This window comes from Candidatus Villigracilis affinis (assembly GCF_016705895.1).
In the GTDB taxonomy this organism is placed as follows: Bacteria; Chloroflexota; Anaerolineae; order Anaerolineales; family Villigracilaceae; genus Villigracilis; species Villigracilis affinis.
Window position 1 is genome coordinate 33250 of sequence record NZ_JADJKT010000011.1, and the last position, 21737, is coordinate 54986.

The window sequence follows — 21737 nt, forward strand, 5'->3', positions numbered from 1 at the left end:
AGCCAAACGCTCTTTGTGTGGCGTAGTCGAAGGACGGAGAAATTGCATAGGAGTCCCATGTCACAACCATTCACACTCGGTGTAAATTACTGGCCGCGCCGCAAAGCCATGTATTGGTGGAGCGATTTCGATGCGGGTGAAGTGCGCGAGGAATTCAGCGTCATCAAAGAAATCGGAATGAACGTCGTTCGCTTGTTTTTATTGTGGGATGATTTTCAGCCCGAACCGAACAGCGTGGCGAAAGATAAGATCGACAACCTCGTGAAGGTGGCTGATATTGCCGCCGAAAATGGACTTGGCCTCGATATCACGTTCTTCACCGGTCACATGAGCGGACCTAACTGGAGTCCGCGCTGGCTGCTGGGTGGAGACCTGCCTCCCAAAGCGCACGACTGGATCCGCGATATTGTCAGCGAAGGCAAAAAGACCGATAAAGGCTATCGCAACATGTTTCATGATGAGATGGCATTGAATGCCACACGCCTGCTGTTGAAAACGGTTGTGACCACGCTCAAAGACCATCCCGCCGTATGGATGTGGAATCTCGGCAACGAACCCGATCTTTTCGCCTGGCCGAATTCATCCGATGAAGGCGCAGCCTGGGTGAAGGAAATGGTCGGCTTGATCAAATCCATCGACCCGAAACACCCTGTCACCATCGGCCTGCATGGCGATGGGCTGCACCGTGATAACGGCCTGCGCATCGACAAGGTGTACGCGAACACCGATGTCGCCGTGATGCACTCGTACCCGATGTACACACCGTGGGCGCGCCAACCGCTCGACCCAGACTTTGTCCCATTCACCTGCGCGTTGACAGCGGCATTGGCAGGCAAACCCGTTTTGATGGAAGAATTTGGCGGCTGTACCGCTCTGCCCGGTGAAGCCACCTACACCATGAAATGGACCGAGACCAATGGACGCGAACGCGAGCAATTCATGGCCAGTGAGGAAGACTTTGCCGAATTCCTGCGACTGACGATTCCGAAACTTCAGCACAGCGGTGCCACTGGCGCAATGCTCTGGTGCTATGCAGATTACATCCCCGAGTTGTGGGACGTACCTCCCTGCCAGAATTCACAGCATGAACGATTCTTCGGCCTGGTGCGTCCTGATGGCTCGCTCAAGCCACACGCAAAGGTCATTCAGGAATTTTCGAAAACGAATCCGCAGGTATTGCCGATTCCCGAATATGCAAAGTTGACCGTGGACGCAGAGGAATTTTACAAGGAACCTCTTCCCCATCTCGTTGACCTGTATCAAAAATATCTCGCCGACATGAGCAAATAAATATGAAACGTCTCATCATCAACTCTGACGATTACGGGCGCACGCCCGAGGTCTCGCGCGGAATTCGTGCGGCACATTTGCTTGGAGTGGTCACATCCACCACTTGCATGATGAATATTCCCACCACTGCGGCGGATATCAAGATCGGCCTTTGGGAAACTCCCCAGCTTGGGCTGGGAGTCCACCTTGTGCTCACAGCAGACAAACCCATCGGTCCGTATGAATCGGTCAAATCCATTACGGATGAGAACGGAAATTTTCTCAAGCTGGCCGCATTGATCCAGCGCATCAACGACATCGATGTCAACGAAGTGAAAGCCGAATGGCGCAGACAAATCGAAGCCTTCATCCAAGCCGCCAACAAAAAGCCAACCCATCTGGATTCGCATCATCATTCCTCATACTTCAGTCCGTCGCTTTTTCGCGCGATGCTCGAGCTTGCCCAGGAATACGATTGTGCCATCCGACTGCCCGTGGTGAATGACAGCGATGACATGGCAGGGCTTCCGCCCGAATTGATCGGGCCGATCAGGGAATATGCGCCAAAGCTGTTCGCTGAATTTAATCCGCGCAGGCCGAAAGCTTTTTTCGCAAGTTTTTATGACGACCTCGCCACGCACGATGAGTTGCAAAGAATCATCAGCGAGGTCGGGGATGGTACCTACGAGATCATGACCCACCCCGGATATGTGGACGATGAACTTCTGAAAGCATCCTCTTATGCCAGGCAGCGCGAGACCGAACTCAAAATTCTGACAGACCCGTCCATCAAAGAAGCGATCCGATCGAACGAAATTGAATTAGTAACTTTTGCGAGCCTTTAGTTTTATCCATCAAATTCATCCTTCACCTTTCAGGAGTTTTCATGTCTCGAATCAATGATCTTATTAACCAAATGACCCTCGATGAAAAAATTTCAATGCTCGCAGGTGCAGATTTGTGGCATAGCGTCTCTGTTTCGCGACTTGGAATTCCGCAATTCAAAATGACCGATGGCCCGAACGGCGCGCGCGGCGCGAAAGGCAGCATGTCAACGCCATCGGTTGCCACCCCTGTCGGCATTGCCCTCGGCGCAACCTGGAATCCCAGGCTGATCGAAAAGGTCGGCAATGTATTGGCGGATGAGTTGAAAGCCAAAGGCGCGCATATCCTGCTTGCACCCACGGTCAACATTCACCGCACGCCCATCGCAGGCCGCAACTTTGAATGTTATTCCGAGGATCCATTTCTCAGCGGTATGATCGCTTCCGCGTATATCAAGGGCATTCAAGATAACGGCGTGGGTGCGTGCATCAAACACTTCATCGCCAACGATCAGGAATATGAACGCTTCTCGATCAGTTCCGAAGTGGATGAGCGCACCCTGCGCGAAATTTATCTCGAGCCGTTCCGCATCGCGATCCGTAACTCCAATCCGTGGGCGGTGATGTCATCCTACAACCGCGTCAACGGAGTGTATGCCTGTGAGTACGATCATTCGCTGCTTGAAATTCTCAAAGGTGAATGGAACTACGACGGCATTGTCATGTCCGATTGGTTCGGCACGTATGACGACGGTGTTCCCGCAGGCGGACTCGACCTCGAGATGCCCGGGCCTGCGCGCTGGATGTCTGCTGAAGTGGTGAAAAAATCTCTCGAAAGCGGAACCCTGACCGAGGAAAGATTGAACGATAAAGTTCGTCGTCTGCTTGGGGTGTTGGAAAAAGCCGGTCTGTTTGAAAATCCAGTTCTACAGCCTGAAAAAGGTGAGGACAAACCAGAGCACCGCGCCATCATCCGCGAAGCCGCGCAGGAAGCAATTGTGCTGCTCAAAAATAACGGCATTCTGCCGCTCGCCAATGTAAAGACGATTGCGATGATCGGCCCATATGCCCGCACAGCGCAAATTTTAGGCGGCGGCAGTTCCAGCGTCACCCCGCATTACACCGTCTCGCCATTCGATGGAGTCAACGCCCCGGAAGGCAAAGATGTTTTGGTGGAAGCCGCCACTGGAGCCTTTATCTACAAAAATCTGCCTGCTCCTGCCCCTGAAACTTTATCTACTCCCAATGGCGAAAGCGGACTCCGCCTGAGCCTGTTTGCTGGTACTGAATTTGACGGTGAACCCTTGTATGTTGAAACCAGCACCCGTGTTCAACATGGCTGGTTCGATAACAGCGTCCCAAATGTTCCGCAGGACAACTTCTCGCTTCGAATGGAAGGTCTATTCACCCCGCAGGAAAGCGGATTACATACCTTAGCCCTTTCTGCAGTAGGCTGGTGCCGCCTTTATCTGGATGAAAAATTGGTCGTTGATCATGGGTCAGATTCCGATATGGGCAAACAAAAGACCGCCGAGATCGAATTGGAAGGCGGCAAAGCTTACAACATCAAAGTGGAATATTACTGGAAGGGCGATCCGCGCTGGCGTGCAGTTGCTTTGGGTCACCAGCCGCCGCATTCCGCCGATATGATCGCCGAAGCTGTGGAACTCGCCAAACGTTCTGATGTGGCCGTGATCGTTGCTGGCTTGAACGGCGATTGGGAATCAGAAGGCTTCGACCGTGTGGATATGAAATTGCCGGGCCAGCAGGATGAGTTGATCCGCCAGGTTGTGGCCGCCAACCCCAACACGATCGTCGTGTTGAACGTCGGCTCGCCTGTTGAAATGCCCTGGGCAGATGACGTCCCTGCCATTCTTCAACTTTGGTACAACAGCCAGGAACAGGGCAATGCCCTCGCCGATGTGCTCTTTGGTGATGCGAACCCAAGCGGAAAATTACCCACCACCTTCCCTGTGCGATTGGAAGATAACCCCGCTTACATCAACTATCCCGGTGAAAATGGCAAAGTCCGCTATGGTGAGGGGATATTCGTTGGCTACCGCTATTACGACAAAAAGAAAGTGGAGCCGCTCTTCCCATTCGGCCACGGACTTTCTTATACAACCTTTGAGTACAGCAACCTGCAGATCAATAAAAAATCCATCACACCGAACGAAACCATGGAAGTGAAAGTGGATGTGACCAATACAGGCAAAGTAACGGGCAAGGAAGTCGTTCAACTGTACGTGCGTGATGTTAAATCCACGTTTGCGCGGCCTGAAAAGGAACTGAAGGCTTTCGAGAAAGTTGAGCTTGCGCCGCAACAAACCAAGACCATTACCTTCACCCTCGATCGTGAGGCATTCTGGTATTTTGAAACGACTCTGAATGCATGGTCGGTGGAGGCAGGCGAGTTTGAAATTCTCGTCGGCGCATCCAGCCGCGACATACGAGCGAGTCAGATGGTCACCATCGAACCGGTGAAACGCGCCGCCCGTTTGCATGCAGGCCTTCTCATCAACACCATCCTCGATGACCCCGATGGCCGCGCCGTGATCTCAAAACACATCGGCGGCTTCCTGCTTATGGCCGATATGAGAATGGCTGGCGAGTTGACCCTCGAACAGGTTGCACACAATCACCCGACCTATGTACCGCAGGAACTGGTAAAAAAAATAGAAGAAGAATTGGCAAAAATAAAATAATTTATTGTATGGACCACAGCACCACCGCGCCCCTACAGAATGGAAGCATATATGAAATTCGGTCACTTTGACGACTCAGCACGTGAATATGTAATCACCCAACCCGATACTCCCCTGCCCTGGATCAACTACCTCGGCAGTGAGGCCTATTTTGGGCTCATCTCCAACACCGCAGGCGGCTATTCATTTTACAAAGATGCGCGCCTGCGCCGCCTCACACGGTATCGCTACAACAACTCCCCGCTCGATATGGGCGGACGTTACCTCTATCTCCGTGATAACGGCACGGGCAAATATTGGTCGCCGTCCTGGATGCCCACACGCACCAAGCTCGATGCATACGAATGCCGCCACGGACAGGGCTATACCGTAATCACCTCCAAATTTAATGGGATCAAATCCTCGACCCGTTATTTTGTTCCGCTTGGGGAATCGCTCGAGATCTGGCAAACGACTCTGACCAACGAAAGCGCATCCTCCGTGGACTTGAGCCTGTTCTCAGCCATTGAGTTTTGCCTTTGGGACGCAAACGACGATGCAACCAATTTCCAGCGCAATTACTCGATCGGTCAAATGGAGATCGTTGACGAGGTCATCTATCACAAGACCGAATATCGCGAACGCCGCGATCACTTCGCCTACTTTGCCTGTTCTGAAAAACTGGCAGGCTACGACACCGTTCGCGAGGATTTTCTCGGAAAATATCGCAGCTGGAATGAGCCCGAGGTTGTTGAATCAGGCACATCGGTCAATACCGAAGCGCATGGCTGGCAGCCCATCGGCTCGCATCATGTCAAAGTCCAGTTGAAGGCTGGTGAATCCAAACAGGTCATCTTCGTCCTCGGCTATCAGGAAAATCCGAAAGATGACAAGTTCGATCCGCCCGGCTCGCAAATCATCAACAAGAAACGGGCGAAGGCGGCGCTTGAAAAATATCTCAAACAGGAAAACGCAGACAAAGCCTTCAACGACCTGCGCGATCATTGGACAATGCTGTTGGGCAAACTGCAAGTCACCACGCCCGACGAACATACCAACCGCATGGTCAACATTTGGAACGCCTATCAATGCATGGTGACGTTCAACATGAGCCGCTCGGCTTCCTATTTCGAAAGTGGAATCGGGCGCGGCATGGGCTTCCGCGATTCGAATCAGGATCTGCTCGGTTTTGTGCATATGATCCCCGAACGCGCGCGTGAACGCATTTTGGATCTATCGGCAACACAACTCAAGAACGGCGGCGCATTTCATCAATATCAACCGCTCACCAAACGCGGCAACAACGACGTGGGCTCTGGCTTCAACGATGACCCGTTGTGGCTGGTGCTGGGCGTTTCGGCTTATATCAAAGAAAGCGGCGATTGGTCGATCCTGGATGAACTTGTGCAATATGAAAATGAAACGGGGAGCGAATCTCCACTGTATGAGCATTTGCAGCGCTCCGTTCAATACACGCTGGATCGTCTGGGGCCAAACAAACTTCCATTGATCGGGCGCGCCGATTGGAATGACTGCCTGAACCTGAATTGTTTCTCCGACACCCCGGGGCAATCCTTCCAGACAACAACCAATAAAGATGGCACAGTGGCCGAGAGTGTATTCATTGCGGGGTTGTTTGTGCTGGCTTGCAAGGAGATGATGGGATTGTTTGAAGGTTACAAGTTGAAGATTCAAGGTTCAACAACCTTCAACCTTCAACCTTCAACTTTTTACAGTGAGGCTGCCACAGAAATGGAAAAGACCGTCTGGGCCGCTGGCTGGGATGGCGATTGGTTCCGCCGCGCGTATGACGATTTTGGTCATGCACTTGGTTCAAAGGAAAATAGCGAAGGCAAGATATTCATCGAACCGCAGGGCATCTGCATTATGGCAGGTCTTGGTGTGGATAGCGGTAACGCGGTCAAGGCGCTCGATGCAGTGGCGGAGCATCTCGCCACACCGCACGGCATTGTTTTACAACAGCCCGCCTTCAGCGAATATTATCTGCACCTCGGCGAGATCTCGTCCTACCCGCCTGGGTACAAGGAAAACGCGGGGATTTTCTGTCACACCAACCCGTGGATCATGATCGCCGAAGCCATCGTTGGGCGCGGCGACAACGCCTTCGATTACTACAAACGCATCAATCCATCGGCCCGCGAAGAGATCAGCGAATTACATAAATGCGAGCCGTACGTTTATGCCCAGATGATCGCAGGCAAAGATGCCGCGACTCACGGCGAAGCCAAGAATTCATGGCTCACCGGCACCGCCGCATGGAATTATGCCGCCATCACACAATCCATCCTCGGAATTCGCCCCACATTGGATGGGCTGGAAATTTCACCCGTCATCCCCGCCAGTTGGGATGGGTTCTCCGCGATTCGAAAATATCGCGGCGTGACCTATAACATCACCGTGGAGAATCCCATGCACGTCTGCAAAGGCGTGGCATCTGTCACAGTGAACGGCAGGCAGGTGTCGGGTAGTGTGATCCGCACGCAGGATGGCGAAAAGGAAGTTAACGTCAAAGTCGTAATGGGATAGTTATGGCTGAGTCCGCGCTTCCATTCGCATCCATCGAAAATGATTTTTTGCGGCTCGATTATTTAACGACGACGGGTCCGCGGATCATTGGGCTGTATGCAAAGGGAGCGAGTGGAAACCTTCTGGTTGAAACACCCGAGGTTCACTGGCCCACACCGCATGGTGAATTTTATTTACGCGGCGGGCATCGCTTGTGGGTTGCGCCGGAGAATCCTTTTTACGTCTGCCCCGAAGATGGTATGCAGGTCGAACAAAATGGCAGCAAGGTGATTCTACGAAGTGCGGCGGATGCATCCGGGATCGAAAAAGAAATCTCGATTCAATTGGATGACAATCGCGTCCATCTTTTTCATCGAGTCACATGGCATGGCGAAAATGAAATTCGGCTTGCGCCCTGGGCGATCACCCAATTGCGATTGGGCGGCATGGCAATCCTGCCGCAATCAAATGTGGATGGATTACTACCAAATCGCAATATCGTGCTCTGGCCTTATACGCGGATCGACGACGAACGCCTCGAACTTAACGATGAGTTAATTCTGCTTCACGGAAAAGCCAGCGCCGAGGCATGCAAGGTCGGCGGCAACAATTCCCACGGATGGATCGCCTGCGCTTTCGGTGACGCATTGTTCATCAAGCATTTCGAGGTCAATGCAGATGAGGTCCACCCCGATCTGGGTTGTAACGTGGAAGCCTATGTAAAAGATGTATGTATCGAATTGGAAACGCTTGGTCCGTTACGGACTTTGAAGCAGGGCGACTCTGTCACACACGCTGAAACATGGCAGGTGCTGACAGGTGATTACCCCGCAACGTTGGAAGGCGCACGAACGATCAGCGCACAATTATCTTCTACAAAATAATGAATGGAGCATGCAATGGCAAACAAGATCATCTTTCCTGACAATTTCATCTGGGGTGCGGCAACGGCATCTTATCAGATCGAAGGCGCATGGAATAAACACGGCAAGGGTGAATCCACCTGGGATCGTTTCACACACACCCCGGGCAAGATTCGAAATAATGACAACGGCGATATGGCAAACGACCATTACCGCCTGTGGAAAAAAGATATCGGCCTGATGAAAAAACTCGGCCTGCAAGCCTATCGCTTTTCGATCTCATGGCCACGTGTCTTGCCCACTGGGCGCGGCAAGGTAAACCAAAAAGGACTCGATTTCTACAGCAAGCTGGTCGATGGTTTGCTCAGTGCTGGCATCGATCCTTTTGTGACGCTTGAACACTGGGACCTGCCGCAGGCTCTGGAAGACAAGGGCGGCTGGACGGCGCGTTCCACAACCGAGGCATTCGTTGAATATGCCGATGTTATTTCGCGCGCGCTCGGTGACCGTGTCCATAGCTGGATCACCCACAACGAACCCGCCGTGGTCGCCTGGCTGGGGTATGAGACAGGCGTGCATGCACCGGGTGTCAAAGACCTCCCTGCTTCACTGCGTGCCGCCCATCACCTGCTACTTTCGCATGGCATGGCAGTGCCTGTCATCCGCAATAACAGCAAGGATGCCGAAGTGGGTATCACCCTGAATATCGGCTGGAAGGTCCCTGCCTCCAACAGTAAAATGGATATGGACTCGGCCCGCCTCGATGATGGCAAATGGTTCCGCTGGTTCGCAGACCCGGTCTACGGGCGCGGCTATCCATCAGATATGGTCAAGCACTTCACGAAATTGGGCGGCGCTCCAAACGGTTTAGACTTCGTGCAATCAGGCGATATGGATACCATCGCCGTTCCGACGGATTTCATTGGTCTCAATTATTACGGCCGCAATTTACACCGCGTCGAAGACCCGAACAACGACCCGCAGATCTTCTTCCCACACCCGAAGACTCCCGAGCATTGGACGGAAATGGATTGGGAAAACTACCCCGATGGGCTGACCGGCGTTTTGGGACGTGTTTATTTCAATTACAACCCGCTGAAGATCTATATCACCGAGAACGGTGCCAGCTATTCCACGCCGCCAGATGAGAATGGAAATGTCGCAGATGTACATCGCACCAACTACCTGCGCACGCACTTCGCCGCAGCGCAGCGCGCCATTCAGGCAGGCGTGCCGCTGGCTGGTTACTTCGTCTGGTCATTGATGGATAATTTTGAGTGGTCGTTCGGGTATTCCCAGCGTTTTGGCATCGTCTGGGTTAATTACGAAACACAGGAGCGCATCCTGAAGGACAGTGCGAAATGGTATAAGACCGTCATTCGTAAGAACGGATTCTAAACACGTTCTTTACACTGAGCGTAGTCGAAGCGGAATTCTCGAAAACGGTCCTTCGACTACGCGGTTATTTATGAATCCGTTGGTCGTGTCAGCCACAGGCAGGCGATGCCGATCACGTATCCCACCGAAGACAGGGCATACAGCCAACGGGCACCGATGACATCAAAGATCGCGCCAGAGACGGGCGAAGCGACGATATTCACCAACCCGGCAAGGGTTACACTGAAGATCGCCAGCACGGTACCAGTCTCTGTGGGCTGGGTGCGGCTGCTGATGAGTTTGATGAACGAAATGGTGTAAAAGCTGAACGCCACCCCGCCGATAAAACGCACCACCATGATCGTGATGATGGATGGCAGGGTCAACACCGAGAGGCGCATGAAAATCGTCATACTCAGTGCCACCAACAGCAGACGATGTGCGCCCACCCGCTGCACGATCTTGTCCGAATAGATCATGAATGGAATTTCAACCACTGCGCTCAAGATCCCAGCCACGGAGATGATCTGTTTGGTGGCGCCGAGTTCGGAGAGAAAAACATTTTCAAATTGCAAAACGCCGTTGTTGAAGAAACCAATGACGATGAGCGCAAATGCAAATCCACGCAGGACTTTATCCTGCCAGATGTATTGAAGCGCGACACGCAGGTTTGGTTTCGGTTGAGTGGATATTTGCCGTGAGCTGAAAAAGCGCGGCTGAATAAAAAAGATCAGGCTCGCGGCAATCAGCCACATGACGGCCACCCCGATAAAAGCGGCGATAAAGCCGAAGCGGGCTGTCAGCCATCCCGAAGAAAGAACCGTGACGATCCATCCCAGCGAGCCCCAAACACGTACGCTGCCGTATCCGCTGTCTGATTCCTGAGAGACGGTCACTGCCATCGAATCCGAAAGCGGCGCAATGCCCGAAGCTGCAAGCGCATGCAAAAATACAATGATGATAATTAATGGGAACAAGTTCTGCAGGCCAATTGCGTAATACCCGATGCCCCCGAGGATCAACGCCGCCTGCAAAATATTGCGGGCCTGCGGGCGCTTTTTGACCTCACTCACCCACAGCGGCGAAACCAGCATGCCAACAATGGCGCTGGTGGATGAAATAAAGCCGATCTGTTTTCCGTTGAAACCGATGCTGACATAAAAGAGATTGATGAACGGGAGAACGAAGCCCCAGCCTCCCATGAAAGTGAAATAATACAAACGTGCAAAGAGCAGATCGTTGAAACGGCTTTTGAGTTCGAGCTTCATAATTTAATCGGGCAGAGTATAACACCCAAAGCCCGCAGCGCCATTTATTGGCAGACCATGCAAAAGGAAATTATGACTAATAGAAAAACATCACAATTAAGATTTAACAGGCGGTTAGGCATATTGCTGATCTCGCCCTGGATCATCGGCTTGTTGTTGTTTAAATTGCTGCCCATCCTGGCATCGTTGGGAATCTCATTCACAAATTTTCAATTGCTCACCCCCGAGCAAACGAGATTCACAGGCCTTGAGAATTACATCCGCCTGTTTCACGACGATGCGGTGGGATATGTATTGTTCGAGACCATCGCGCTGGGAATCTCCACGATCCCCCTGCAATTGGCCGCCTCCATTTTTCTCGCGTCTTTGCTCAGCAATCCGCGCTTGAAAGCGGGTAACATGATGCGGACGTTGTTCTTTCTGCCGAGTATCATCCCTGGCGTGGCCATTTTCTTTATGTGGATCGGTTTTGTCGACCCTGCCACAGGCTGGCTGAACAAATTGATCCTCGGACCGCTTGGCCTGAACGGATTCAATAACTTGTATTCCGACGGGGCAATTGCATTGCTATTTAGCATTAGCTCGCTCTGGTCTGTCGGCCCGGGCATGCTGATCATGCTTGGCGCACTGCAGGGATTGCCGCCTGAAATTCAGGAAGCTGCGCGGGTGGATGGAGCAGGTCCGCTGGTGCGTTTTTTCTACATCACACTGCCGCTTATTTCCCCGGCCATCTTCTTTGCCATCGTCATTAACATGATCGCCATATTTGGCGGTGTGATCCTGCTCGACCGCGGAAATGTATTCAGCGGGAGTTTCTCACCCTATGACGGCTATGTCACTTTTATTCTCTTTGAAAGATATGACCTGGGTTATGCAGCGAGCCTGGCCTGGTTCTTCTTCATTATCGTTATGATCGTGGTGTACGCCCTGTTTACGAGCGCGCGCCGCTGGGTATATTACCCGGATCGGGATGCATAATTTATGACAACGAAAACAAAACGCAATTGGCTTGTGCCGCACAATTATCTTTCGCTAAAACTATGGGAAACACTGGGCAGCGGACTGTTTAATTTGTTTATTTTCCTGATCCTGTTTGTGTATCTATTCCCCATGCTTTTCATGGTCGCCACATCTCTCATGGAAGGACCACAGCTGTCTGATCGCAATTCACCCGCCTACCCTGCCCGGCACACACGCTATGAATATCAAGGTAGAAGTTATGCGATCTACAATGTTCCATTCCCTAATGGGGAGATTCGCCAGCTTGTGTTGGTGGAGCCGGGACGGATGTCAAGTCAATTCATCGACCCGCAAAACCCTGATGGCGGGCTTATTCCATGGGAGGGAAGCTGGCGTCAACTAAAAGGGGTCTACCATTTTTATATCACCCTTGATAATTTCACCAACTTGTTTAGTGCGTTACCCATTTCTCAAATGCTAAAAAACACCCTGATCATGACCATCATTGGAGAGATCGGTGTCCTGATTTCCTCCATTATCGTGGCGTATGGGTTTTCGCGTTTCCCCCTGCCAGGCGGTGACATTCTTTTCTACATCCTGATCGCGACCATTTTGATCCCTGAAAAAGTGACTCTCATTCCCACTTATTTCTTTTTCGTACGCATCCTGCACTGGGAAGGCACCTGGCTTCCGATCTTGGTTCCTTTCTTTTTCGGGAATGCCGTTTACATTTTCCTCCTGCGCCAGAACTTCAAAAGCATCCCCAAGGATCTGGATGAAGCGGCCATGCTCGATGGCGCTGGTCCGCTGCGGGTTTTACTTCAGGTGATCCTGCCGCAATCTTGGCCTACGGTGATCACAGTGTCACTTCTGCATTTCTTCTACATGTGGAACGAAACGCGTCAGGCGGCGCTTTATCTCAGCATCAGCCGCGATTTGGCTCCGATCTCATTTGGGGTGCAAAGCTTCCAGAGCCTCACACCGATTCAAAATCAACTTCAGGCTGGCGCGCTTATTTTAATGATCGTGCCGGTCATCGTGTTGCTTATCTCGCAGCGCTATTTTATGCGTGACATCGTAGTAACCGGAATGGAAAAATAAATACCATGTTTCGTAACCCCAATCACCGTACAATCTTTGGTATCTGGCTTGGATGGGCATTGATCATGTTGGCGTATCATGTCTTTTTACCGGCGCGTTACACGATCCAGCCGCCAGACCGCGCGCTTGAATGGACAGCCACTGAAACCACGCCGGGCAGTCAGGACGGAAAGATCTATCTCAATGAACCTTTTCTCAACCGCCACGTTTCATGGGATTCTGAATACTATCTCGCGATCGCCGTAGGCGGATATGAAGCTCCCGGCCCGGCACGCATCCGCGGACAAGTTGGGGATGACACCCCCAGCACGGGTTTCTGGCCTTTTGTCATTCCAGCACAATCCACGGAAATTCCGGGCATTTCCCTCAGCTATGCATTCTTTCCGTTCTACCCGATGATGATGCGCCTGTTTGCAATCCCGCTTTCATTGTTCGGATTAAATGCCATCGCCACGGCCAGCCTGGCAGGAGTGATCGTCTCCCTGCTTGGTACTTTGGCCGCGATGATCGCCCTGTATGAATTTGCAAGTGTTGAAATGGATGAAGCCAGCGGCGTCCGCGCGGCCTTTTACCTGCTCATTTTTCCAAGCGGGTTTTTTCTGGCTGAAATATATACGGAGGGCCTGTTCGTCGGGCTGGCTTTCAGCAGCCTGCTACTGCTCCGCCGCGGACATCGCGGCTGGGCGGCGGTGGTCGCGGTCATGGCTACCTTCACCCGCGCGGCTGGGGTGGTGATCGCCATCCCGCTCATTATTTCGTGGGTCAGGGAAGCCGAGTGGCTGGAGCTCGACATGGAATGGAGTCAAATCTATTATCGCGGCATTCCCTGGCGCATTGTCGCCAATGGGTTGGTCGCAGCCTCTCCCATATTGGCATTTTTCCTTTGGCGCATTTCCTATTATGGGTTGGCGTTCAGCCTCGTGGAAGCTGAATTCTTTGGGCGTGGATTGCTCTCATTTGGCGTCACATTCATCACCTGGTCTGACGGTTTCCGCGCCATGTTCGAAAATAATCCGCAAGCTGCAGCTTATTATTTTGTGGAATGGCTCGGCATTGTGATTGGCTTCACCGCCTGTATCGCAGGTTTCAAGAAACATCCTGACCTCGCCATTTTCGGTTTCCTCGTGGTCTTCCTCTCATTCACCAGTGGACCCGCCCAGGGAATGTATCGCTACGTTTTGGCAGCACCGCCTGTTTTTCTTTTTCTCAGCAGGCTCGGCAAAAATCCCATCTTTGACCGTGTATGGACGATCGCCAGCATGTTGATCATGAGCATCATGTGCGCAATGTACATGTTCAATATGTGGTCAGGTTGATCCTCCCTCCTCATTTGTGAATCAAAACGGTCCGCAGACTTCTTCTCGAAACCTGCGGACCGTTTAATAAATATTTGTAATTTATAGATCAGGCATTTTCGTGCAGAGCGATCAACTGGGGTTTTGAGTTCGGCACACGGTGAATTTCGCCACAGGCTTCCATATCCAGTTTCACGATGGTGAAATACCACATCACTGAATTGTCAGAATTATCGTGCAATTGCTCTTCCACAAGATTACCCAATTGCGTGAAGGTCAGCGCACCATGTGTACGCAGATTTTCAAGAACGGCCATGCGCACAACCTCGTATTTCGCCCGGTTGAGGCGGACACCTTTTTTTAAAGGTTCGGGCTTCGTGGTAAACCTAAACTCGCTGGTAGCCATGGCCCAACCCGCTAGTTTTCAGGATTCATGCTTGTGTAAAGCGCAAGCACGTTCCCAGTCGGGTCCTTGAAAATGCCAAACCAGCCCATGTTCGGGATCTCATGTTTAGGCTCAAGCACTTTGCCGCCGAGTTGTTCGACCTTCTTCAAGTCTGCATCAATGTCGTCGCTGTCAATGTAGACCAGCACCTGCCCGACAGGGTTTTCAGCCGATACCTCGGGGAAACCGCCGCCGGAACCATCGGCTGCCTCCCACATGGTGTAATTCATATCGGGAACGTGTTGAAGCTTCCAGCCGAACAAGTCCTGATAGAACTTTGCCGCGCTTCCAACGTTCGCCGCAGGGATCTCAACATGAACAACATTTCGCTTGGACATAGCATTCTCCTTTTAATAAAGTGGACAACAGTATGAATATTTTAGAACACACGTTCTAAAACGTCAAGCGCCAGATATGGGAATTTTTCACACATGCCCCCTATATATACCTTGAAGGTTATCGTCCGAATCGGGCAAGGATACGGAGAAAGATTTCACGGTCATCAGGCATGATCTCGACCATCGCAAAGCCCACATGGTACAGATTGGGTTCGATCTCGTCTATTCGACACCATTTTGAGCGGGCGATAAAAATAATGAATGGGCGGTCTGCCAGTTCGGGGGTAAGCTCTACGCGCAGGTAATAATCTTTTTCAACAGGATATGGGGCCGTTGTTTCCAACTGTAAACCGTAGGGGCTTACCTCCACCATGTGACCAATGATCCCCTGCGTATCATCATCCACAACGCGCAGATAATAATCAAACTTTTTTCGGGGGGTGGTTCGACGTTCAGGCATGAGAATTCTCCTTCACAAGATCGTTATTATCGCTTAATCCTACCATCACGGATAATTCTCAAAAATATACGTTCTATATTAAAATTTTTCGGCTGAAATCCCCGCAGGATCGAATTTTTCTCGGAATCAGAAGCAGGTAAAACGTCAGAATTTGATGCGAGCGGCGAATTTTATTCGTATTTCAGGGCCTGTACGGGAATCATTGTGGCAGCGCGCAAGGCGGGGTACAGTCCAGAAAGCATTCCGATAATGGTGGCAAATATCAACGCGAAGACAGGCAGCCAAACAGGGGTGTAGACAGCTACGCTGGGAGGCGGACCGCCCTGCTCGCTAGCCTGCCCCGCCAGATAGATGATGGCCAGCACGTTGATGCCTTGTGCCGCCAGCCAGCCGATGATGACGCCGCCCGCGCCTCCGATGAAGCCGATGCCTGCTGCTTCCCCAAGGAAAATGGACAGCACATCGCGGTTGGTTGCGCCAACTGCTTTCATCAGGCCGATCTCACGCGTACGCTCCAAAATGGACATGGCCATCGTGTTGGCGATGCCGATAGCTGCGACCAGCAAGGCAATGGTTCCCACACCGCCGAAGATGATCTGCAAAACGAGAAAATAACCGTTGATGCTTTCGAGATACGCCTGCGGGGTGATGGCTTGAAAGCCCATTTCAGTGATCTGGTCAGCGATATCCAAAGCCAGATTGGGATCTTCAACTTTGACGATGACCTGGTTGTAGCCGGTCTTGTTGTAGTTAATGCGAATCCCATTTGACCACTCGTTCAAGCTACGCACCAATTCCAGCGGCATGTAGATGGAATAATCTGCCTCGCCGCCTGTTTCGCTCAAGACTCCTGCTACACGCAGACTGATGTTTTTCTGGGTTACATTCCCCTGCTGATCCCATTTCATCACGACCAATTGAATTTGCTCGTTATACAAGTCGGGCGGTGGGGGCGGTTCCTGCCCGGGGCGCAGACGCGGATCGTAAAAATTATTGGGGGTCATGACACCAATAATCACCGAACCTCGTGAAAGCACAGTCGTCCCTTCACTGGCTTCCAGGCCGATATTCGCGAGGTCGTCTGTATCGATGCCGATGATGCCCACACCGCCTTCCAATTTTCGATAGGAGATGACAGCAGCCGCATTCAAATAATCACGCGGGATAACCGACTGAACTCCGGGGATGGCCCTGAACTGTTCGAGGACAGGATTTGTGATCAGGGCTGGTTCCTGCAGCTGATCGGAGGATACCGCAGGGGCCATGCCATATCCCCCACCGCCGCCATAGAACATGCCATAAGCAGGCATCACATCGATCAAGGTCAGGTCACCGATGCCGTAAAGTTGATCGGTGGCGCTTTTTTGAAGACCGACCGCAAGCGAAACAAGGATGACCACCGCCGCTGTGCCAATGACCACACCGATGGCGGTCAGGGCTACACGCGCCTTGCGACGTCCGAGGTTTCCGAAGATCAGGCGAATCAAATCAAGGAATTTCATGTGGAAGCAATGCTCCTAGCCACCTTTGCCGCCACCGGCTGGCATGGGGACTTGCTCTCCTTCAAATATCGGCGCTTCGGATGGGCTGCTGTTCTGCGACATCGATGAATCCAAACCGAGCAGGCCAAGAATGGCACGCCATATTTTTTGCAGGAAAGTTTCCTCTTCCATAACAGGTGCAAATTCACCGCCACCGCCGCCAAGCGAGGGGTCAAGAGAAGGATCGAGGGAAGGGTCAACAAAGGCTTCCTCCACCGTCACCTGCAATTTGCGAGTGAGCGTGCGCGGCTGGTTGAAATCGTCGGTGTATTCGATGGTGACGGTTAAATCCATCGGGCCGGGGGCATCCGGGAACAGGGTCGAGTCAAAGGTGAAGTAACCGCCTGGGTCCAGCGACCCAACCAAAGTCGTGGCAGGATCGACCGTTCCTCCTGTCGTTTCGATCTTCATATTTCCCAAAACAGTGGTGCGTTTTCCGAGGCTGACGATCTGGATCGGCAGCGCACCCGGCTCACCCGCAAAGAACGGGTCGGGCGGGCGGTAGAAACTCACGTCCACATTCGGGAGACTGTAGACCAACAGTGTAATGACCTGATCATCGTTGACCACTTCCCCTTTGTTGTTGACATAAGAAAACGAGATCTTCATCGGGTATGCGCCCGGATTGGTGGATACATTGACGATCAGGCTTTGGAAGACCTGCAATTGACCGCCAGCGGGAATATCGCCAAGCGATTGAATATTGGATGAGTTGACCGGCGCAAAATTGGTGAATTCGCCGCCGCTCCCGGAAACGCCACCAGGCTGGGGCGTGCCGCTGCTATCACCTGAGGAACCACCGCCCACGATCATGGTGACACGCTTGGCACTCGTATTTCCCATATTCTGGACCGTCAACCCAAGCTGGAATTGTTCACCCGGTTGAAGCGGTTCCACCGTCGACGCATAGCTGGTGATAACCAATTGGGCATTGTTCACCCCTGTTGGAGTGGCAGTGGGATAGGGCACGGTTGAGCCTCCCACGGGGATACTGAGCGTAAATTTGTCGATGTATTCCGTGCCTGCGCTGTCGTAATAGGTCAGCGTGACATCGGTGGTGACGACCGATTTCCCATAAATAGTATCGAGCGCAATAAATGGCTGGGTTGCATCATTATGATCACCGGCGCGAATGGTCCCCAAAAAGATCGCACCGCCCGTTTTAGTTGGGATAAGGTCCGTCGATGTAAAAACTGCCTGCACATTGTAGGCAGCCACAGTGCCGGCATTGCCAAAGTCAATGTTGAGTTTGAAATCATCGCCCGAACGCACACGCTCGACATTGATCTCATAGGAACCGATCACCATCTGCGGACGGTCAAACGGCATCGAGGTCGGGGTGGGAAGCGGAGATGAATCGGCAACGGTCAGCCCGTTGGGGTATTCAAACGCAGTCGAATCAGGATTTGTGACCACCACTGTATATGAACCCGCGGCAACGCCGGGGCGCACAACGGCTCTTAATTGGTTGGGACCGTCATAGGAAGTGGTAAGTGTGCCATAGTTTTTCAAAGAAACGACAGCGCCAGATTCAAAGCCCGAGCCTGTGACCGTAATGGTCGTGGCGATGTCGTTAAAAACGAGATTGGGATCCACCGAACTGATCACGGGGTCGGCATAGGCGGGTGTTGTCCAACCCGCCAATAGGGTTATCGTGAGAAGGATTGAAACAAAATATTTATTTTGAAACTTCATTTAGTCTCCCGTTGCTTGAAACTGCACGTCATGAGGTCAGCCCACAATGGATTTACGGCACTTCCAATGCGGCAGATTGATACTCATCTTCACTGACTACATGTCCATCCAGCAGGAATATCTTGTGTGTGGCAAAACGCGTCATACGCGGATCGTGCGTCACAACGAGCACGGTCCGCCCGGAACGATGCAAGTCCGAAAGCAACTGCATCACCGTAATGCCGCTGGCCGTATCGAGGTTTCCTGTAGGCTCATCGGCCAAAATCAAACTAGGATTATTGACCAACGCACGCGCCACAGCGACGCGCTGCTGCTGTCCGCCTGAAAGCTCGGCAGGGCGATGATGGCTTCGGTCTGCCAGGCCAACCTGTTCCAATAATTGGCGGGCGCGGGTGCTGCGCTCAGAAACCGGTATGCCGGTGAATTGCATGGGAAAGGCCACATTCTCCAGGGCGTTCATGCTTGTGATCAAGTTATAGGATTGAAAGATAAACCCCATGGTGCGGCGGCGGAAAAGCGCAAGCGCGTTTTCGTCCATCTGATCCAACCGCTCATCACTGATCGAGATCTCACCGGATGTGGAACGGTCCAGCCCGCCAAGCAAATAGAGCAGGCTACTCTTACCTGATCCCGACGGCCCCATCACGACCGTAAAGGTATGCGGCTCAATATCCAAGCTGACCCCATCCAATGCGCGGACGGTTGTCCCACCCATTTGGTAGTGCTTTTTCAGGTCAGTGATGTGGATCAAAGGGGAAGTCATTCACACCCGCCTGGTTTAGAAGGCCGTTCCACTGCTAAAGCTCGAAACCAACGCCCCTGACCCTGCGAGTACAAGTAGAATGACGAGCAAAATGATCCCCACCCCAATCACCGCCTTGTTGCGCGGAAGTCCATCCGCAGCGCCAAAACCAATGACCAACAGGATGGCATTCCAAATGAAAAAAATATCCACTCGTGAAAGCATCTTCCCTAAAAAGATGGCCCCACCCGCAAAACCCGATAACCCCGGGCTGACAATGGCATGCCCCGCAATGAGAATGAAGACAACCCGCAGCACATCACGCAGCATAAAAGGCAGGCTGGCCCAGCCAACCACATTCAAGGCACTGCCCATCGTGCCGCGTCCGCCCAGCAAAGTGGAACCGAGATGCAAAAGTCCGCTTAAGATCAGCCAACCCAACCATAACCCAGCCAAAGCTGAAAGCAGCGGAATGATGTAAACAAATGTTGCTCCCTGTGTGGCCTGTTGTGCCTGCATGAAATTATTTTGCATATCGGGCGTCCAATATTGCCAATCCGGAGGCAGTTGGATCTCCCCCATCGCCGCTGCGCGCGCTTTCACAAATCCGCCAACAATGACGGCCAGTGAAGACGAGATGCTCAATGCCAGCATCGGGGTCAACCACGAAGAAACAGTCTCACCTGCAATCTCTGCAAAGGCGAGTTTGGGATGTCGCAAAACTTCGAGTATTCGCGCAAAATTCAATCGGCGCGCTGGAACAGAGGGATTTGATTCAGTCATAGTTTTTTTTCAATAGTTGAGGAGTTGAGAAAATTCTATCATGCTTTCAAAAAAGAGATTCCCTGCCCATTAACGAAAAACGGCTGGGAAATGTTCCCAACCGTTTTATTTTTCAGACGTTTACAAGATCATTTCGGCCGATAAAGCAATGTAGCTGTTGTGATGGTGGTAAGCGTAGGTTTTGCAATATAAACCGATTGTGTGGTTCTAATAACAATATAAGGAGGGGAACCCAGTTTGTATTTCACAAGAAACTCAACGGTATACCACTGATTGACAGGCACATTATTGAAAATAAAAGTGCAGCCATTGCTGAGAGGCGGATTGGTAAACGTCGCTGTGTAACTGCCGTTCTTGTTGTATAAAGTTGCCTTGGTGCAATCATACGTATCCGCATTAGGCAGTGATCGATTAGGCTTGACTGGGACCTTCACAATCGTAGTTGTACTATCCGGGTATGCATATGACGGGGTGGTCAGCGTGCCCGCTAAAAGAGCCACAACAGCCAAAGACACAAAGAACAAACGTAGGTGCTTCATAACAACCTCCTGTTGTTACGATGAGTATAAACCCATCGCCCAGCTCAAACAACCTACATTTTTGAAAATGTAACGATACTAAATCCCTTCAAACAAATCCGTTTTGCGCCTGATACCCTCAGTCACAGGCGGGTACGCCTGCATGTAATCTTCATTTTCGCCGAACAGGCGCGTCACGAAGCCCATCAATCCGCGCCGCATCTGCATCCCACCCTGCGAGGCGTGACATTCGCTAGCCTTTCGCTTGGCCTCTGCCGCAGAAGCCACATTCAAGCGGACATGGATGGGAAAGGTCACCTCAGCCAGTTCCTTGATATTGATATCGCCATTGCGGCCAAACTTGGTCGGGTCTTTTCCGAACAGCGGCATCAAACGCACTGCCGCCCGCAACAAGCCTTTTGGAAAAACCTGAAAGTACAAGGCCTGCGGCTTGAAAGCTGATCCAGCCTCGGGGTGGAAAGATGCGTCACCCGCTTTTTCGAAGGCAAGCACCGTCGCCTTGTGAATATGAATGTGGTCAGGATGTTTATATCCACCGATCGGGTCGAAAGTCAAAACAACCTCTGGCTTGAGATCACGGATGTACTTCACTACGCGCCCAGCTACTTCATCAATCGGCGCATTGATCTGCGCGTCAGGATGCTTGTTATCTTCCATGCCCGGCATGCCCGAATCACGATAGCCAAGAAAGAAAATTTCCTTCAATCCGAGTTCTTTGCCCGCGCGCATCAATTCATTTGTGCGCATCTCGGCAGTATCCTTGAAACCCATCAAATGTTCCGCATCCACTGTGCCTGCTTCGCCGCGCGTGGCACATACATAATACACATCATAGCCGCGGCTTGCATACAAAGCCAGCGTGCCACCCAAACCAAAAGACTCATCATCAGGGTGAGCCAGAACCGCAAGTAAAGTTTTTGTCATTTCATTTTCCTCTCGTGCATAGACGTTTACCGAACGCCAAAGTTTACCTTATTATGATAAAATGTCGCCGTATTAAAGGAGCACCCAGCGAATGACGGATATT

General features: G+C 51.9%; 19 protein-coding genes. 9 read left to right on the forward strand and 10 right to left on the reverse strand.

The window, feature by feature from the left end:
• Positions 1–57 precede the first annotated feature (57 nt).
• Genes IPI86_RS07475 through IPI86_RS07500 form a run of 6 tightly spaced genes read left to right on the forward strand, consistent with a single transcriptional unit; the run spans position 58 to position 9564 of the window.
• Positions 58–1290 carry a cellulase family glycosylhydrolase gene (locus tag IPI86_RS07475; protein WP_345297371.1) on the forward strand — a complete coding sequence of 411 codons (1233 nt, stop codon included), beginning with the start codon at positions 58–60 and terminating at the stop codon, positions 1288–1290.
• Positions 1291–1292: 2 nt separating this feature from the next.
• Positions 1293–2114, forward strand: coding sequence for a ChbG/HpnK family deacetylase (locus tag IPI86_RS07480; protein WP_345297372.1), 822 nt, complete (start codon positions 1293–1295; stop codon positions 2112–2114).
• Positions 2115–2155: 41 nt separating this feature from the next.
• Positions 2156–4798, forward strand: coding sequence for a glycoside hydrolase family 3 C-terminal domain-containing protein (locus IPI86_RS07485; protein WP_345297373.1), 2643 nt, complete (start codon positions 2156–2158; stop codon positions 4796–4798).
• Positions 4799–4849: 51 nt separating this feature from the next.
• Positions 4850–7324, forward strand: coding sequence for a glycosyl transferase (locus IPI86_RS07490; RefSeq protein WP_345297374.1), 2475 nt, complete (start codon positions 4850–4852; stop codon positions 7322–7324).
• A 2-nt stretch (positions 7325–7326) separates the two neighbouring features.
• Positions 7327–8187, forward strand: coding sequence for a hypothetical protein (locus IPI86_RS07495; RefSeq protein WP_345297375.1), 861 nt, complete (start codon positions 7327–7329; stop codon positions 8185–8187).
• Between the two features lie 15 nt (positions 8188–8202).
• Entirely contained in the window at positions 8203–9564 is a 1362-nt protein-coding gene (locus IPI86_RS07500) for a GH1 family beta-glucosidase (protein WP_345297376.1), read from the forward strand.
• A 68-nt stretch (positions 9565–9632) separates the two neighbouring features.
• On the opposite strand, the gene IPI86_RS07505 is transcribed toward IPI86_RS07500, so the two are convergent.
• On the reverse strand, positions 9633–10811 hold the full coding sequence (locus IPI86_RS07505; RefSeq protein ID WP_345297377.1) for an MFS transporter: 1179 nt from the start codon (positions 10809–10811) through the stop codon (positions 9633–9635).
• Between the two features lie 72 nt (positions 10812–10883).
• On the opposite strand from IPI86_RS07505, the gene IPI86_RS07510 reads away from it, so the two are divergent.
• From IPI86_RS07510 to IPI86_RS07520, 3 genes are read left to right on the forward strand one after another with little or no spacing between them, the layout of a single operon-like run.
• The gene (locus IPI86_RS07510) at positions 10884–11789 is read left to right on the forward strand and encodes a sugar ABC transporter permease (protein WP_345297378.1); all 906 of its coding nucleotides are present in this window, start codon (positions 10884–10886) and stop codon (positions 11787–11789) included.
• A gap of 3 nt (positions 11790–11792) precedes the next feature.
• Positions 11793–12872, forward strand: a complete 1080-nt coding sequence (locus IPI86_RS07515) for a carbohydrate ABC transporter permease (RefSeq protein ID WP_345297379.1) — start codon at positions 11793–11795, stop codon at positions 12870–12872.
• Positions 12873–12877: 5 nt separating this feature from the next.
• Entirely contained in the window at positions 12878–14188 is a 1311-nt protein-coding gene (locus IPI86_RS07520; RefSeq protein ID WP_345297380.1) for a mannosyltransferase family protein, read from the forward strand.
• An 88-nt stretch (positions 14189–14276) separates the two neighbouring features.
• On the opposite strand, the gene IPI86_RS07525 is transcribed toward IPI86_RS07520, so the two are convergent.
• The 9 genes from IPI86_RS07525 to IPI86_RS07565 all read right to left on the reverse strand — a co-directional run bounded on the left by IPI86_RS07525 (position 14277) and on the right by IPI86_RS07565 (position 21634).
• Positions 14277–14573 (reverse strand): hypothetical protein, encoded by a 297-nt coding sequence (locus IPI86_RS07525; protein WP_345297381.1) that lies wholly within the window; start codon positions 14571–14573, stop codon positions 14277–14279.
• An 11-nt stretch (positions 14574–14584) separates the two neighbouring features.
• A complete protein-coding gene (locus IPI86_RS07530; RefSeq protein WP_345297382.1) occupies positions 14585–14950 on the reverse strand; it encodes a VOC family protein in 366 nt (121 codons plus the stop codon).
• A gap of 118 nt (positions 14951–15068) precedes the next feature.
• On the reverse strand, positions 15069–15410 hold the full coding sequence (locus IPI86_RS07535) for a PilZ domain-containing protein (RefSeq protein WP_345297383.1): 342 nt from the start codon (positions 15408–15410) through the stop codon (positions 15069–15071).
• A 170-nt stretch (positions 15411–15580) separates the two neighbouring features.
• Complete coding sequence (locus IPI86_RS07540; RefSeq protein WP_345297384.1) at positions 15581–16912, reverse strand: FtsX-like permease family protein; 1332 nt, start codon at positions 16910–16912, stop codon at positions 15581–15583.
• A 15-nt stretch (positions 16913–16927) separates the two neighbouring features.
• Positions 16928–18646 carry an IPT/TIG domain-containing protein gene (locus tag IPI86_RS07545; protein ID WP_345297385.1) on the reverse strand — a complete coding sequence of 573 codons (1719 nt, stop codon included), beginning with the start codon at positions 18644–18646 and terminating at the stop codon, positions 16928–16930.
• Between the two features lie 52 nt (positions 18647–18698).
• Positions 18699–19409: an ABC transporter ATP-binding protein gene (locus IPI86_RS07550; RefSeq protein WP_345297386.1), complete on the reverse strand. Its 711-nt coding sequence runs from the start codon at positions 19407–19409 to the stop codon at positions 18699–18701.
• 15 nt (positions 19410–19424) lie between these two features.
• Complete coding sequence (locus IPI86_RS07555) at positions 19425–20171, reverse strand: Yip1 family protein (protein WP_345297387.1); 747 nt, start codon at positions 20169–20171, stop codon at positions 19425–19427.
• 128 nt (positions 20172–20299) lie between these two features.
• Positions 20300–20710: a hypothetical protein gene (locus IPI86_RS07560; protein ID WP_345297388.1), complete on the reverse strand. Its 411-nt coding sequence runs from the start codon at positions 20708–20710 to the stop codon at positions 20300–20302.
• 78 nt (positions 20711–20788) lie between these two features.
• The gene (locus tag IPI86_RS07565) at positions 20789–21634 is read right to left on the reverse strand and encodes a PIG-L family deacetylase (protein WP_345297389.1); all 846 of its coding nucleotides are present in this window, start codon (positions 21632–21634) and stop codon (positions 20789–20791) included.
• Positions 21635–21737: the final 103 nt, after the last annotated feature.